The following is a 13547-nucleotide window of genomic DNA, read 5'->3' on the forward strand; positions in this document are numbered from 1 at the left end:
ATGAAAAAGTTCCTTCTTTCAGGCCTCGCCGCAACCATGGTCTCGACCACGCCGCTGCTGGCGGAACCTGCTGTCTACGCCACACCGCATGATGCGCTCATGGCGCTGATTGATGCGGTTTCGGCGCAGGACCGCGACGCGGTTCTTGCGGTTTTCGGACCCGAAAACGCGGATCTGGTCACGACCGGCAATGCCGCCGAGGACCAGCGCAATCGACTGGAAGTATTGCAGATGTATGGCGAAGGCTACCGCATGGAGCCTCAGAATGACGCAGAGATCGTCATTGCCCTGGGGGCCGACGATTGGCCCTTTCCGGTGCCCCTTGCCCGGACCGACGCAGGCTGGGCGTTTGATGCAGAAGCCGGTCGAGCCGAAATTCAGAATCGCGAAATCGGTGGCAACGAACTGGAGATCATTGACCTGATGGACGCCTATGGTGACGTTCAGGCCGCGTTCCGGCTGGTGGATCAGAACGGCGACGGGGTCATGGAGTTTGCCCGCAGGATCATCTCGGATGCCGACGCGCGCGACGGGCTGTTCTGGCCTGGCGTGGACAGTCCAATTGGTGCAAACCTCGCGCGGGCGGCGGTCGACGGGTTTAGCGATGGCGAGGTCGACTACGAACCGGACCCCTATCAGGGTTATTACTTCCGTATCCTGACCGGGCAGACCGATGCGGCCCCCGGCGGGGCGATGGAATATATCATCAACAACCATATGTTGGCCGGACATGCGCTGCTTGCGGTCCCGTCTGCCTATGGTGAAACCGGGTTCCACAGTTTCATGGTGTCGGAAAACGGCATCATCCTTGAGGCAGATCTCGGACGCGACACGCTTGATATCGCAGCGGACATGACCATGTACGACCCCGGCGAGGGGTGGTCGCCAATTTCAGAGTAGCGTCAGTCGGATAGTCCCTTGTTGCTGGTCGCGACCCGGTAATAGGCCCAGAGAATGCGCGCCGCGACCGAACGCCAGGGCGACCACGCCTCTGCCATTTCGCGCAGGGCCCGGTCCTTTGGCCGGTCCGGCAATTCATAGAGAATGCGAGCCGCTTCCTGCAGGGCAAGATCACCCGGTGCAAAGACGTCGGCGCGCCCGAGGCTGAACATCGCATAGATTTCCGCTGTCCATGCGCCGATACCCGGCACCTGCATCAGTGTCGCGATCACGTCTTGGGAGGGGGCAGATCGCAGCGCCGTATAGTCGATATCGGCCGCTGCCAAAGCCCGCGCATATCGCATCTTTTGCCGGCTCAACCCGACCACGCGCAATGCCTCGTCATCTGTATCACGGACGTTGGCAGGGTCGGTCAGACCCGCGTTCTGCATACGGGCCCAGATCGCACTCGCCGAGGCGACGCTGACCTGCTGGCTGACAATCGCATTCAAGAGTTGCGCAAAGCCGTCCGGGCGAAGGCGCAAGGGCAATGGTCCGGTTTCCTGCAAGGCCGCCGCCAGATGCCTGTCATGTCGCGCCAACCAATCGGCCCCTTCCCTGACACAGTCATCACCGATGATGATGCGCCCGACGCTCACAATCTGTCCACCCAATGCAAGGCTTCCCGGACGGTCTCGACCCGCAATACATCCGGTTGCGGTGGCCGCGCAATCAGGATCACCGGCAGCCCAAGTTCCCTTGCCGCGATCAGCTTGGTCTTGCTTGGCTCTCCGCCGCTATTTTTGGCAACCAATACGTCAATCTCCAATTCACTCAGCGTTTCGCGTTCTTCGTCAACAGAAAACGGTCCCGTTCCAGTCACATAGCAGACGTTCTTGAGGTTCGCAGGCGGGGCGCGTTCTTCCAGTTGCCGCACGAAGAACCGGGCACTGCACTGTGCCACCAGATGCTCCAGTGTCGCGCGCCCGGTTGTTGTGAACACACGCTGCCCCGGCCGCAGAAACGCCGCGACCGCGCGTTCGTCGGCAACTTCGGTCCAGCGATCGCCCTCCTCCGGTGTCCAGGGCGGACGCAACACCTGAACAATCGGAACCGCCAGCCGCGCACAGACCCGCGCCGCGCTTGCACTGATCTGGTGGGCGAACGGATGAGTCGCGTCTACGACGGCGTCGATCCGCTCTGCCAACAGATAGCGGGCCATGCCATCCTCACCACCAAACCGCCCGTATCGCGTCGGCACCGGCAGCGGGCCGAAGCTGCGCGGGGGAAACAGGAACGATCCCGTCACCTTGCAATCCGCGCGCTCCGAGAGCGCCGTTGCGAGATCGCGCGCCTCTCCCGATCCTGCCAGAAGCAGAATGTGCCGACGATGTTTCGGGAATGCATCCATGTCTTTGACACTATCCCCACCACCCCTATGCGCAAGCCGCTTGTGCCTCGCGGGTTTGGACGATAACCAGCCAGCATGACTGACCAATTCGACGACAGGCGCGCCCGCCGCAATGTCTGGGTACTGGTAGCCGCACAGGCCATTCTGGGCGCACAGATGCCGATGATCTTTACCATCGGCGGGTTGGCCGGTCAGTCGCTGGCGTCAAACGTGTGCCTTGCCACGCTGCCGATCTCGCTGATTGTGCTGGGCTCGATGCTGTCGGCGACGCCCGTTTCGGCAATCATGCAGAAATTCGGACGCCGTGCCGGCTTCTTTCTCGGCGCGTTTGGCGGTGCCGTTGGCGGTGCTGTCGGAGCATATGGTCTTTATCTCGGCTCGTTCCCGGTGTTTCTGGCGGGCAGCTTCCTTACCGGTCTTTACATGAGCGCACAGGGATTTTACCGCTTTGCCGCTGCCGATACCGCCTCGGATGCCTTTCGCCCCAAGGCCATATCCTACGTCATGGCCGGCGGTCTGGTGTCGGCGGTGATTGGCCCGCAACTGGTCAAGGCCACCAGCCAGGCTTTTGTGGTCCCGTTTCTTGGCACCTACATCGCGGTCATCGCGGTGAATGTGATTGGCGGATTTCTGTTCTTCCTGATCGACATCCCGAAACCCGTTGCGCCCAGTGCCGGCGCGCCGCGCGGCCGCAGCCGGTGGGAGTTGATCACCACCCCGCGCATCGCGGTAGCCGTGATATGCGCCATGGTCTCCTATGCCTTGATGAACCTCGTGATGACCTCGACTCCCCTGGCCGTGGTGGGTTGTGGATTTACCGAGGGCAACGCCGCAGACGTAGTATCATTCCACGTGCTTGCGATGTTCGCCCCGTCCTTCTTTACCGGCCACCTGATTGCGCGGTTCGGGGTCGAACGGATTGTCGCGCTCGGGCTGTTGATCCTTGCCAGCGCGGGGATGGTTGCCCTGAACGGGGTGCAGCTCGAAAATTTCTTTGTGGCACTCGTCCTCCTTGGCCTTGGCTGGAACTTTGGCTTCATCGGCGCCACCACCATGCTGGCAGGCGCACATGAACCACAGGAACGGGGCCGGATGCAGGGGTTGAACGACTTGCTGGTTTTCGGCGGTGTCACGGTGGCGTCATTGGCATCAGGTGGGCTGATGAACTGTTCCGGGGGCAGCGCGATCGAAGGTTGGACGGCCGTCAACATGGCGATGATCCCGCTCTTGTGCCTCGCGGGCGGGGCGCTGGTGTGGCTGATGCTGCAGCCCAGGGAACAGAACGTCTGAACTACCAGCGGCCAGCTGCCGCCTGCCACATCAGCCCCAGGCGCTTGCGCGCTTCACTGGCACCGAGGCGCCCCTCGGCAACGCGGGCGGGGCTTTCGACGACCTGTCTGAGAATGGTTTCACCCTGCCAGCCAGCAAGCAACGCCGCGCCGGCGTCCTTGCCGATTTCCCGTCGCCGCGCACGGGCGCGGGCCAGGCGAGCCAGCCCATGCCGCGCCAATGCCCGAACCCCGTCAGGCGTGCCATCCAGCAGCGGCACGCGCCGCAGCACCTCTAGCTCCGGGATCGCCCGGAACCAGTTCGCAAGCCCCGATGCAAAGGCAAAATCGCGAACAACCTCCTCCTCGGCAGCGCCCAGCATCCGCGCCGCCAGCCACATGAGCGTGCCAGCGGTCTGCTCGATGTAGCGCTCGAAATGATCGCTGTCTTCAAACGGATCGCGGTAGATGTCCCAACGACGCACCGCGATCATCTCGTCCGCCTGCGCGGCAAGATCCGGTCTCAGAACCTCGGCCAGTGGTGTCACCACTTCGTGCCGCCGGACCAGCCCGCCTGCCGCGATCTCCGCCACCGCATCGCGCCACCATTGCAGGCGCATCTCGGCAATCATCGCCTCCTGCGTGACCCATGGCGCGCGAGCGACCTCGACATTCATGGCATAGATCGGAAACAACACCCGCCGCGCAGCGACCGGGGCCGCCATCGCCGCCATGAACCGATCCGGATCGCCCCGCTGTACCAGCGCGGCGCAGGCCGTGAGATCCTCGGCAAATCCGTCCTGCCCGGTCACCGTGGCCGCGCCAGCATCAGCGCATAGGCAATCCGGTCCTGCGCAGTTCGCCAAAGCGCGATCTCTCGCTCGGTTGCGGCGACGGGTTCGCGCAGGCCGGGATCGTCCGTGGCACGCAGCGCAACCAGATGCGCAGCCAGCGGCGTATAGTACCGCTGCCACGCTGCGCCGATGATCTGCCGATGATCCAGCACCTCAAAATCGGCGGCCTCGATGCGTGCAGCGATCCCGTCCAGATTCGTGATCGCGGGATACTCTTGCCAAAATGCAGAGACGGTTTCATCTGCAGACCCCAGCAGAACCGGCTCGGAAAATGCCACGGTTCCACCCGCTGCCAATCCGGAACGCCATCCGCGCAACCCTGCGGTCACGCCAAGAAAGTAGATCGCCCCGGCACACCAGATCAGATCAAAGGGTCCGTCCAGACGCGCCATATCGCCCTGCCGGACCGTGACATTCGGAATTCTCTCACACCGGGCCTGCGCTTCTTTCACCAGATGTGGCAGTTGTTCAATCGCAGTGATCTGCGCCTTGGGCAGCGCGTTCGCCAGCGTCTCGCTATCCGCCCCTGAACCACAGCCCGCATCACAGACCGCCCGCGCCCCGTTCAATCCAAGGCGCTTGATCGCCCAGGCAACATCGGCGGGATCGCCCGGTCCCTCGCGGTCCAGACCCGTGTAGATCCGCGCCAGCACCTCCTCGTCGGTCATGCGTCGCCTGCGCAATCGCGCACAAGTTTCCAGCGGATCGCATCCAGAAGGGCCTCGAAACTGGCATCGACGATGTTCGGGCTGACCCCCACGGTCGACCAGCGCCGCCCCTTGCCGTCTTCGCTGTCGATGATCACGCGGGTCACCGCCTCGGTGCCACCCTGGGTAATGCGCACCTTGAAATCGACCAGCCGCATGTCTTCGAGCACGGATGAATACTGCCCCAGATCCTTGGACAATGCCTTGCTCAGGGCGTTCACCGGCCCCCGGTCGCTGCCATCCTCATCCAGCGATTCACTGACCGACAGCAGTTTCCGGCCATCGACCTTCACCACCACCACAGCCTCGGACAGGCTGATCATCTTGTTGTACTTGTTCTTGCGCCGCTCGACCGTGACCTTGTAGCGCTTGACCTCGAAGAACTCGGGCATTTCGCCGAGTGCCGCGCGCGCCAGCAGTTCGAAACTCGCCTGCGCCGTGTCGTAGGAATAGCCCTGATCCTCGCGCTGCTTGATCCGCTCCAGGATCAGCCCAAGCGCCGGATTGTCTTTATCGACCGTCAGCCCGGCCTCGGCCAGTCGCCTGCGCAGGTTTGATTGTCCGGCCTGATTGGACATCGGCACGATCCGCTGATTGCCCACAAGGGTCGGCTCGATATGCTCATAGGTACCGGGATCCTTGAGGATCGCACTCGCATGCAAACCCGCCTTGTGGGCAAAGGCGCTGGCCCCGACATAGGGCGATTGACGCATCGGTACACGGTTCAGGATATCGTCCAGCATCCGGCTTGTCCGGGTCAGCCCGGCCAGCGCCGCGCGGCTGACGCCGGTTTCAAAGCGGCTGGCATAGGGTTCTTTCAACAGCAGCGTCGGGATCAGCGAGGTCAGGTTGGCATTGCCACAGCGTTCCCCCAGCCCGTTCAACGTTCCCTGAACCTGCCGCGCGCCGGATTCGATCGCTGCAAGCGAGCAGGCCACCGCGTTTTCAGTGTCGTTGTGGGTGTGAATGCCCAACCGCTCGCCGGGGATCCCTGCGGCGATCACCTCGGTGACAATGCGGCCAACCTCGGAGGGCATGGCCCCGCCATTGGTATCACAGAGCACGATCCACCGTGCCCCGGCTTCGTGTGCTGCGCGACAGCAGGCCAGCGCATACTCCGGGTTGTCGTTGTAGCCATCAAAGAAATGCTCGGCATCATAGAGCGCCTCACGCCCCTGCCCGACAATATGCGCAATCGATGCGCCGATGTTTTCGAGGTTTTCCTCAAGCGTGATCCCGAGTGCCGCGGTAACATGATAGTCATGCGATTTGCCCACCAGACAGACCGTACCGGTGCCCGCGTTCATCACCGCGGCGAGAACATCGTCATTCGCCGCCGATCGCCCGGCGCGTTTGGTCATGCCAAACGCCGCCAGCCTTGCCCGCGTCTGCGGAGCCTCGTCGAAAAACGCGCTGTCCGTGGGGTTCGCACCTGGCCAGCCGCCTTCTATGTAGTCGACACCGAGATCGTCCAGCGCCTTGGCGATCTGCACCTTCTCCGCAGTCGAGAACTGCACGCCCTGCGTCTGCTGCCCGTCCCGCAGCGTGGTGTCGTAGAGATAGAGGCGTTCACGGGTCATTCGGCACCCCCCCGACAGAGGATCCGGACGGGCCAAAGGCCCGGCTAGCGCCTGGCCCTCCCCCGGGAGGGCGCTTTGCACCCACACCGGGTCGGGCGCTGGCCTGTGTTGTGCAATAGAAGAATCTGGGAAATCTCATGGGGTGTTCCCCCAAAGTTCATCCAATAGGTTCACATCAAATCGCGCGGTCTTCTCAAATTCGGGTTCACCAACAGTGTCCTTAACCACAACACCTGCTCGGGCCATTCCGTCTCGAATTCTGTCAGCGCGCTCAAAGTCCTTTTTCCTTCTCGCATGCTCTCTTTCCTGCAACAGATAGCGAACCAAACCTGTCTCTGCATCGGAAAATCCTGGCACCATCGCCCAATCGGGAATTCCATTCTCTAGAAAGCCCAACACGCGCATGCTGGCACGAAGAGTAGTCACGTCATTTGAATTGGAAAGAACGTGACATTCGGTCAGCGCTCCGTGCGTGTTTAAATCGTTGGATAACTCAAGCTCCACCTGTGGATGAACTTTACCGGTCCCAGCTTCAGCTAAGCCGATTTGTCTGTACCATTTTCTTAAGGTTACCTCAGCTTCCCGCGCCTTCTCCACTGTCCAATCCATCGGCTTGCGGTAATGCGTCGACAGAAAAACGAACCGAATGACCTCGCCCGGAACCCCCTGTTCCAGTAGATCCCGCACGGTAAAAAAATTGCCCAACGATTTGGACATCTTCTTGCCTTCGACCTGCAACATCTCGTTGTGCATCCAGACCCGCGCAAAATCGCCTTCGGGGTGTGCGCAGCAGCTTTGGGCGATCTCGTTCTCATGATGCGGGAACATCAAGTCGTTGCCGCCGCCGTGAATGTCGAAACTCTCGCCCAGCAACTCATGTGCCATGGCCGAGCATTCGATATGCCAGCCGGGACGCCCCCGGCCCCATGGCGAGCCCCACCCCGGCAGGTCCGGCGTAGACGGTTTCCACAGTACGAAATCCATCGGGTTCTTCTTGTAGGGCGCGACCTCGACCCGCGCACCGGCGATCATGTCATCGACCGACCGGCCCGAAAGTTTGCCATACTGTTCCCGCCAGCTGTCCACCGCGAACAGCACATGCCCCTCGGCCTCATAGGCGTGACCCTTGGCAATCAAATCTTCGATCATCGCCACCATCTGCGGAATGTACTGCGTGGCGCGCGGCATGTGATTTGGTTCCAGCACCCCAAGCGCGCCCATATCATCCAGAAACCATTGGATTGTCTCTTCGGTGATCTCGCCAATCGCGCGACCGCTCTCGGCCGCCCTTGCGTTGATCTTGTCGTCCACGTCGGTGAAGTTGCGCACATAGGTCACGTGATCTGCGCCATAGGTGTGCCGCAAGAGCCGATACAGCACGTCGAACACCACCACCGGGCGTGCATTGCCCAGATGCGCCCGATCATAGACCGTGGGCCCGCAGACATACATCCGCACAGTGTCGGGATCGATGGGGGCAAACACCTCTTTCTTGCGGGACTTGGTGTTGTGCAGCTTGATCGTCATGGCGAAATCCTCACGCAGGCAGCGCGGGCTTAGCAACTTGGTCAGTGAAAGAAAATGACAGAAACCGGCCCGCTAAAAAGATCAGCAGGGAATGCAGCAAATAATGAAGCAAATACGGCTCATGCGATGGCCATAGCACAGGACCCAAGCCTTGGCCAAGATCATTTTTTGTATGAGCAGTCCGAACGTCGGGCGCACTGCATTGACAAAACCGGTCGACTCTGACCCTGTCGCGCTGTTTTCTACGGCGGAGATCACCATGCACCTGTCTCAACGCATCACCAATGTCACCGGCGGGGGATCGGATGGCTGGGATCTGTTCAACCGGGCGAGGGCGATGATCGCACGGGGCATTGCAGTGACCGAACTCACCATCGGCGAGCATGACACCCCGACCCACCCCAGCATTCTTGAAGCGATGCACACGGCAGCCCTTGGCGGGCACACCGGGTATGCGGCGGTTCCCGGAACGGACGAGTTGCGCGCAACGGTCGCCGCGCGGGTGCAGGCGCAGACCGGAATTGCGACCACGGCCGCCAACGTGATGATCACGCCGGGAGGGCAAGCGGCCCTGTTTGCCAGCCATACGGCGGTTTGCGACGCAGCCGACGTGGCGCTTTACATCGATCCGTACTATGCCACCTACCCCGGCACCATTCGCGGCGTCGGAGCTGTCCCCCGTGCGGTTCCCGCACATGCCGCAAATGCGTTTCAGCCCCGTGCCGAGGATATTGACGCTGCTGCAGCCGGAGCGGTGTCACTGCTCGTCAATTCCCCCAACAATCCGACGGGCGTGGTCTATGGCGCAGACACGCTCGCCGGTATTGCCGGGGTCTGCCAACGGCATGATCTGTGGCTGATCTCGGATGAGGTCTATGACACGCAGGTCTGGGAGGGCAGCCATCTGTCCCCACGTGCCCTGCCTGATATGGCCGACCGGACACTGGTTGTCGGCTCGATGTCGAAATCCTTTGCCATGACCGGGTCCCGTTGTGGCTGGATCGTCGGGCCAGAAACCGCCATCGACCATCTCATCACGCTTGCGACCCACACGACCTATGGCGTGCCGGGGTACATTCAGGACGCAACTGTTTTTGCACTTGCCCGGGGCGACGCGCTCGAACGGCAGGTGGCCGCGCCTTTTCGGCGGCGCCGGGCCATAGCGCAGGATATTCTGGCCCGACAGAACAGTGTCGCCCTGATTCCTGCGCAAGGGGCGATGTACCTGATGCTCGATATCCGCGCCACGGGTCTGACCGGCGAAGCCTTTGCCGAGGCGCTGCTGGATACGCACCATATCGCCGTCATGCCGGGCGAAAGCTTTGGTGCGGCGGCGGCCGGTCATGTCCGTGTGGCAATGACCATCGAGGACGGTGCCTTTGCATCGGCCTTGGCCGCGCTGTGTGACTTCGCAGAGGCACGCGCAGGCCAGACCGCCTAACTACCGGCCTGCAGGATCGCAAACCGCTCGCGGTTCTGTCCGTGTGGGCGTGCTGTGCCCCAAAACTGCGTCACTTACGTCGCAAATAGAACAGATCCGTCGCACGGCTGCGTCACACTCGATTTTCAAGAGGGCACGCCATGCAGGCTGAAGAGAGCAAGATTAGGCTGATTTCCCGTACCATCGGTGCGGATCGTGGGCGTGCGGCGCGCGGGAGACCTGGCGCGTCCTGACCCGCCGCCCTCCTCCCGCAACATGAGTGTCCCCATGAAAGATAATCCGACTTCTTCTGCCCCCGGTCGCAGCGGCGGGCGTGCCGCGCGTCGTGCCTCACGCAATGCCCCGCTTGCCGACCATCTCCGACCAATCCAGCCTGGAATGCGCGGTGGCACATACCGGCCACTCAGCGCCGCAGATATGCAGCGCATACACGAAACGGCGCTGGATGCGCTGGAACAGATCGGTCTTGCGGATGCCCCAGAAAGCGGTGTCCGGTATCTGACCGGTGCAGGCGCAATCCTGGGCGAGGATGGCCGCATCAGGTTTCCGCGCGCACTGGTCGAAGACACCATCGCCAAGGCAAACCGATCCGTGACCCTGATGGGGCGGGTGTCGGCCAACGACCTGACCCTGTCCGGCACGCGGGTGCATTTTGGCACTGCGGGGGCCGCCGTTCACATGGTCGATGTCGACGGGCGCAATTACCGGGAAAGCACGGTGCAGGATCTGCATGATGCCGCGCGCATCGCCGACCAGCTGGACAACATCCACTTTGTCCAGCGGCCGATGGTTTGCCGTGACATAGTCGACAATCTCGAGATGGATCTCAACTCGATCTACGCCTGTTGTTCCGGCACGACCAAGCATGTGGGCATGTCGTTCAGCGATCCGGAGTATGTCGCGCACGGTCTTGAGTTGCTGCACATGATCGCCGGTGGCGAGGACAAGTGGCGCGAACGGCCATTTGTCAGCAATTCCAACTGTTTTGTCGTGCCTCCAATGAAATTCGCGACCGAAAGCTGCGAGACGATGGAACGATGCATCGAAGGTGGGATGCCGGTTCTGTTGCTGTCTGCGGGCATGGCCGGTGCAACCGCGCCCTCGACCATCGCGGGTGCGATCGTTCAGGCGGTTGCGGAATGCCTGGCCGGGCTGGTCTATGTCAATGCGGTCAGGCCCGGGCATCCGGCCATTTTCGGGACCTGGCCCTTTGGCCTTGATCTGCGGAGCGGTGCGATGACAGGCGGATCCGGCGAGCAAGCGCTGTTGACCGCAGGTTGCGCCCAGATGCACCAGTTCTATGACATTCCCGGCGGCGCGGCGGCCGGGATCAGCGACTCGAAACTGCCCGACATGCAGGCGGGATGGGAGCAGATGTGTTCCAACGTCATGGCGGGATTGTCAGGGTTGAACATGGTCTATGAGGCGGCCGGCATGCACGCTTCGCTGCTCGGTTTCTGCCATGAATCGTTGATTCTGGGGGATGACCTGATCGGGCAGGCCCTGCGCTGTGTACGCGGCATCGAGGTGAGCGATGACACCTTGGCGCTGGAGCAGATCCGGTCTGTTTGCATCGGCGGGCCGGGCCATTATCTTGGCACCGACGAGACCCTTGCGCGCATGCAGACCGATCATGTCTATCCTGCGCTTGGCGATCGGACGTCCCCGAAGGAATGGGATGAACTCGGCAAGCCAGACCTGTTGCGACGGGCAACGGCTCGCAAGACCGAAATCCTGTCCCAACGCGCGCCGGCGCGTCTTGATCCGCTGAAAGACGCGGAAATACGGGAACGGTTCAACATTCACTTGTCCGGGTAAAATATTACCATAGAACAAAAAAACGCCCGGCGCATCAGGCCGGGCGTTCCTCGTTTTCAGTCGTCTCAGCCCTCGGATTTCGGCATCAAGCCTGCATCCTGTGCGGCAATCGACTCGGCATCATCCAATGCACCGTCGGCATTCAAATCCATCGCTGAGAAGCTCTCGACAGTGATCTCCGGATAGACCGCCTGAACCTCGTCCAGCGTCAGCATGCCATCACCGTTTGCGTCAATCTCCGTGGCCGCGAAAGCCATTGCGGGAAGACCGATTGCAAGGGCTGCAAGTGCTTTGAGTTTCATAGTCTGTTACCTCTCGTGTGTCGTATGGGTTTCTTGTTCCGTCCGTGAGTGGTGGACAGCCCCTACAGACACCCGCAGCACCCTGTTGTCATCCCGCATCCGGCATAGTGGCCCTGACACGCCAAAGGTTGCCGGATTCGGTGCGCCCGATGCGCAGGCTTCCGCGGTCAGGCAGCAGACAGTTACAGGTCGGCGGTTCTCGACTTATGCAGACACCGGGATCCGGCGAAGCGTTGCTTGGAGCCCCGTGTTTACCCCGTCAGCGGATATCGGCCACAACCGGAACTCGCCGGCACCGCGCGATTCGCGGAGCCGGCGAATCCCCGCGCGCGGCCCGCCAGACGGGCTCAGAACAGGAAGTCGGCGCTGTCGAGATTGGCCATGTTGACGTTCTCCAGCGTGATCACGGTCTTGTCCGTATCGTCGATCAACACGTCCGCGCCTGATTGCGTCATGTGGTTGTTTACAAGATCGTTGAATGTCTTGATCCGGGTCACCGCCGACAGATCGATTTTCTCGTTGTCGTTGGTCGCATCAAAATCCCGGACCGAATCATTGCCGTATTTGTTGGCAAAGACGAAGACATCGTTTCCGGCACCGCCGTGCAGAACGTCATTCCCCTTGCCGCTATCCAGCGTGTCGTCGTCGTTCTGTCCGAAAAGCCGATCCCTTCCGATACCCCCATTCAGGCTGTCATTGCCGTCGCCGCCACGCATGTTGTCTTTGCCCTGACCACCGCTCAGGATGTCATTTCCCTGATTTCCATACAGCATGTCGTTGCCGTCCCCGGTGAACAGGTTGTCATTGCCCCTGCCCCCTCGGAAAACGTCGTCGCCTAGGTTGTTCAGCAATGCCCCGTCGCCAATCAGCGTGCCCTCGGGAGAAATGTCATCAAGGTCGCCCAGGGTCAGGTCCCAGTCCCTGCTCATGACATAGTTTTCGATTGCGAAGGGTTGGGTGCCCAACAGATCAGCCAGGCGAATCGGAGCGAAGGTGGTCAGGTCGATATCGACATCCGTGATCGACATTGTCTCGGAGATCGTCGTGACAGTGATCATGTCGATCACCCCGGTCGCAATATACGTCAGCCCGCCCGGGGTGACGGCAGTGGTGAACCCGGCCCCTGTTGCGGTATAGGTGGCCGGTTCACCCTCGTAGAGACCGCTGCCGGTGAATTGCGTGGAGGTGTAACGCGTGCCAAGCGCGGCCTCGGTGGAGATGAAATCGACGATTTCCGGGATATCCGCGACCGAGAATGTGGTGTCTGAGGGCAGAACAATTGTAAAGGCCATGCGTGATTTCCTTGAGACAAGTGGATTTGGCTTGGTTAGGAAAAGGAGAGCACTCGTGCTAAACTGTTTTTGTGCTCCGCAATGTCGCTTGGCGGCGCAAACTGGATGTTAGACTCTGCTTGTGATTGAGTCACGCCGATTGCGGCGCTTTCTCTGGACTCCACAAAAACAGACTGTTCACGAATCAGAAAAAACGGGGGTCCTGAGACCCCCGTTGAGTTTCGCCGTTCAGGCTCATCTAGTTTACCGCCCGGTGTTTTTTTGCCTGCGGCCTGAACGTCGCCAAGAGCGAGCGCACCCGCCCCTTGTCCCGTGGAAATCCGCCGGATTTCCACGAAGTGAGACAGAGCGGAAACCAGTGGTTTCTGCGGAGTCTCACTCCGCTGAATAATGAGCGGGCCACCTCATTGGCCCTACCCTTCTGTTTCGTCGGGGTCCGGTCACCGGCTGGCAGCCCTGCGACCCCTA

At 61.3% G+C, this 13547-nt stretch carries 12 protein-coding genes; 4 read left to right on the forward strand and 8 right to left on the reverse strand.

Annotated features, from left to right (window positions below):
* On the forward strand, window positions 1-900 hold the full coding sequence (locus QO231_RS07710) for a DUF2950 family protein (protein WP_316774858.1): 900 nt from the start codon (window positions 1-3) through the stop codon (window positions 898-900).
* A 2-nt stretch (window positions 901-902) separates the two neighbouring features.
* Here the strand turns inward: QO231_RS07710 and QO231_RS07715 are convergent, their stop codons facing one another.
* Entirely contained in the window at window positions 903-1538 is a 636-nt protein-coding gene (locus QO231_RS07715; RefSeq protein ID WP_316775005.1) for a DNA-3-methyladenine glycosylase family protein, read from the reverse strand.
* The gene (locus QO231_RS07720) at window positions 1535-2290 is read right to left on the reverse strand and encodes a cobalt-precorrin-6A reductase (RefSeq protein WP_316774860.1); all 756 of its coding nucleotides are present in this window, start codon (window positions 2288-2290) and stop codon (window positions 1535-1537) included. The genes QO231_RS07715 and QO231_RS07720 overlap by 4 nt, the downstream gene beginning before the upstream one ends.
* A gap of 75 nt (window positions 2291-2365) precedes the next feature.
* Here QO231_RS07720 and QO231_RS07725 point away from each other — a divergent pair, with 75 nt between their 5' ends.
* The gene (locus tag QO231_RS07725; protein WP_316774861.1) at window positions 2366-3580 is read left to right on the forward strand and encodes an MFS transporter; all 1215 of its coding nucleotides are present in this window, start codon (window positions 2366-2368) and stop codon (window positions 3578-3580) included.
* A gap of 1 nt (window position 3581) precedes the next feature.
* Here the strand turns inward: QO231_RS07725 and QO231_RS07730 are convergent, their stop codons facing one another.
* The 4 genes from QO231_RS07730 to cysS form a co-directional block, all read right to left on the reverse strand.
* Window positions 3582-4370 (reverse strand): squalene/phytoene synthase family protein, encoded by a 789-nt coding sequence (locus QO231_RS07730; RefSeq protein WP_316774862.1) that lies wholly within the window; start codon window positions 4368-4370, stop codon window positions 3582-3584.
* Complete coding sequence (locus QO231_RS07735) at window positions 4367-5080, reverse strand: class I SAM-dependent methyltransferase (RefSeq protein WP_316774864.1); 714 nt, start codon at window positions 5078-5080, stop codon at window positions 4367-4369. Before QO231_RS07735 ends, QO231_RS07730 begins: the two co-directional genes overlap by 4 nt.
* Window positions 5077-6699 carry a citramalate synthase gene (gene cimA / locus QO231_RS07740; protein ID WP_316774865.1) on the reverse strand — a complete coding sequence of 541 codons (1623 nt, stop codon included), beginning with the start codon at window positions 6697-6699 and terminating at the stop codon, window positions 5077-5079. The genes QO231_RS07735 and cimA overlap by 4 nt, the downstream gene beginning before the upstream one ends.
* Before the next feature lie 135 nt (window positions 6700-6834).
* Entirely contained in the window at window positions 6835-8226 is a 1392-nt protein-coding gene (gene cysS / locus QO231_RS07745) for a cysteine--tRNA ligase (RefSeq protein WP_316774866.1), read from the reverse strand.
* Between the two features lie 259 nt (window positions 8227-8485).
* Between cysS and QO231_RS07750 the strand changes: the two genes are divergently transcribed.
* Complete coding sequence (locus QO231_RS07750; protein ID WP_316774868.1) at window positions 8486-9667, forward strand: pyridoxal phosphate-dependent aminotransferase; 1182 nt, start codon at window positions 8486-8488, stop codon at window positions 9665-9667.
* Window positions 9668-9934: 267 nt separating this feature from the next.
* Window positions 9935-11485, forward strand: a complete 1551-nt coding sequence (locus QO231_RS07755; RefSeq protein WP_316774869.1) for a trimethylamine methyltransferase family protein — start codon at window positions 9935-9937, stop codon at window positions 11483-11485.
* 65 nt (window positions 11486-11550) lie between these two features.
* Here QO231_RS07755 and QO231_RS07760 read toward each other — a convergent pair whose 3' ends face one another.
* Together QO231_RS07760 and QO231_RS07765 are read right to left on the reverse strand one after the other, a co-directional pair.
* Window positions 11551-11787, reverse strand: a complete 237-nt coding sequence (locus tag QO231_RS07760; protein WP_316774871.1) for an EF-hand domain-containing protein — start codon at window positions 11785-11787, stop codon at window positions 11551-11553.
* A gap of 347 nt (window positions 11788-12134) precedes the next feature.
* Window positions 12135-13079 (reverse strand): calcium-binding protein, encoded by a 945-nt coding sequence (locus QO231_RS07765; protein WP_316774873.1) that lies wholly within the window; start codon window positions 13077-13079, stop codon window positions 12135-12137.
* Window positions 13080-13547: the final 468 nt, after the last annotated feature.

The sequence above is a fragment of the Sedimentitalea todarodis genome (assembly GCF_032595355.1).
Taxonomy (GTDB): Bacteria; Pseudomonadota; Alphaproteobacteria; order Rhodobacterales; family Rhodobacteraceae; genus Sedimentitalea; species Sedimentitalea todarodis.

What these genes read in the sequence shown, in the direction of transcription:
- QO231_RS07710 (WP_316774858.1), top strand. Translation starts at nt 1, where the DNA reads ATGAAAAAGTTCCTTCTTTCAGGCCTCGCCGCAACCATGGTCTCGACC.
- QO231_RS07720 (WP_316774860.1), bottom strand. Translation starts at nt 2,290, where the DNA reads ATGGATGCATTCCCGAAACATCGTCGGCACATTCTGCTTCTGGCAGGA.
- QO231_RS07725 (WP_316774861.1), top strand. Translation starts at nt 2,366, where the DNA reads ATGACTGACCAATTCGACGACAGGCGCGCCCGCCGCAATGTCTGGGTA.
- QO231_RS07735 (WP_316774864.1), bottom strand. Translation starts at nt 5,080, where the DNA reads ATGACCGACGAGGAGGTGCTGGCGCGGATCTACACGGGTCTGGACCGC.
- cimA (WP_316774865.1), bottom strand. Translation starts at nt 6,699, where the DNA reads ATGACCCGTGAACGCCTCTATCTCTACGACACCACGCTGCGGGACGGG.
- cysS (WP_316774866.1), bottom strand. Translation starts at nt 8,226, where the DNA reads ATGACGATCAAGCTGCACAACACCAAGTCCCGCAAGAAAGAGGTGTTT.
- QO231_RS07750 (WP_316774868.1), top strand. Translation starts at nt 8,486, where the DNA reads ATGCACCTGTCTCAACGCATCACCAATGTCACCGGCGGGGGATCGGAT.
- QO231_RS07755 (WP_316774869.1), top strand. Translation starts at nt 9,935, where the DNA reads ATGAAAGATAATCCGACTTCTTCTGCCCCCGGTCGCAGCGGCGGGCGT.
- QO231_RS07760 (WP_316774871.1), bottom strand. Translation starts at nt 11,787, where the DNA reads ATGAAACTCAAAGCACTTGCAGCCCTTGCAATCGGTCTTCCCGCAATG.
- QO231_RS07765 (WP_316774873.1), bottom strand. Translation starts at nt 13,079, where the DNA reads ATGGCCTTTACAATTGTTCTGCCCTCAGACACCACATTCTCGGTCGCG.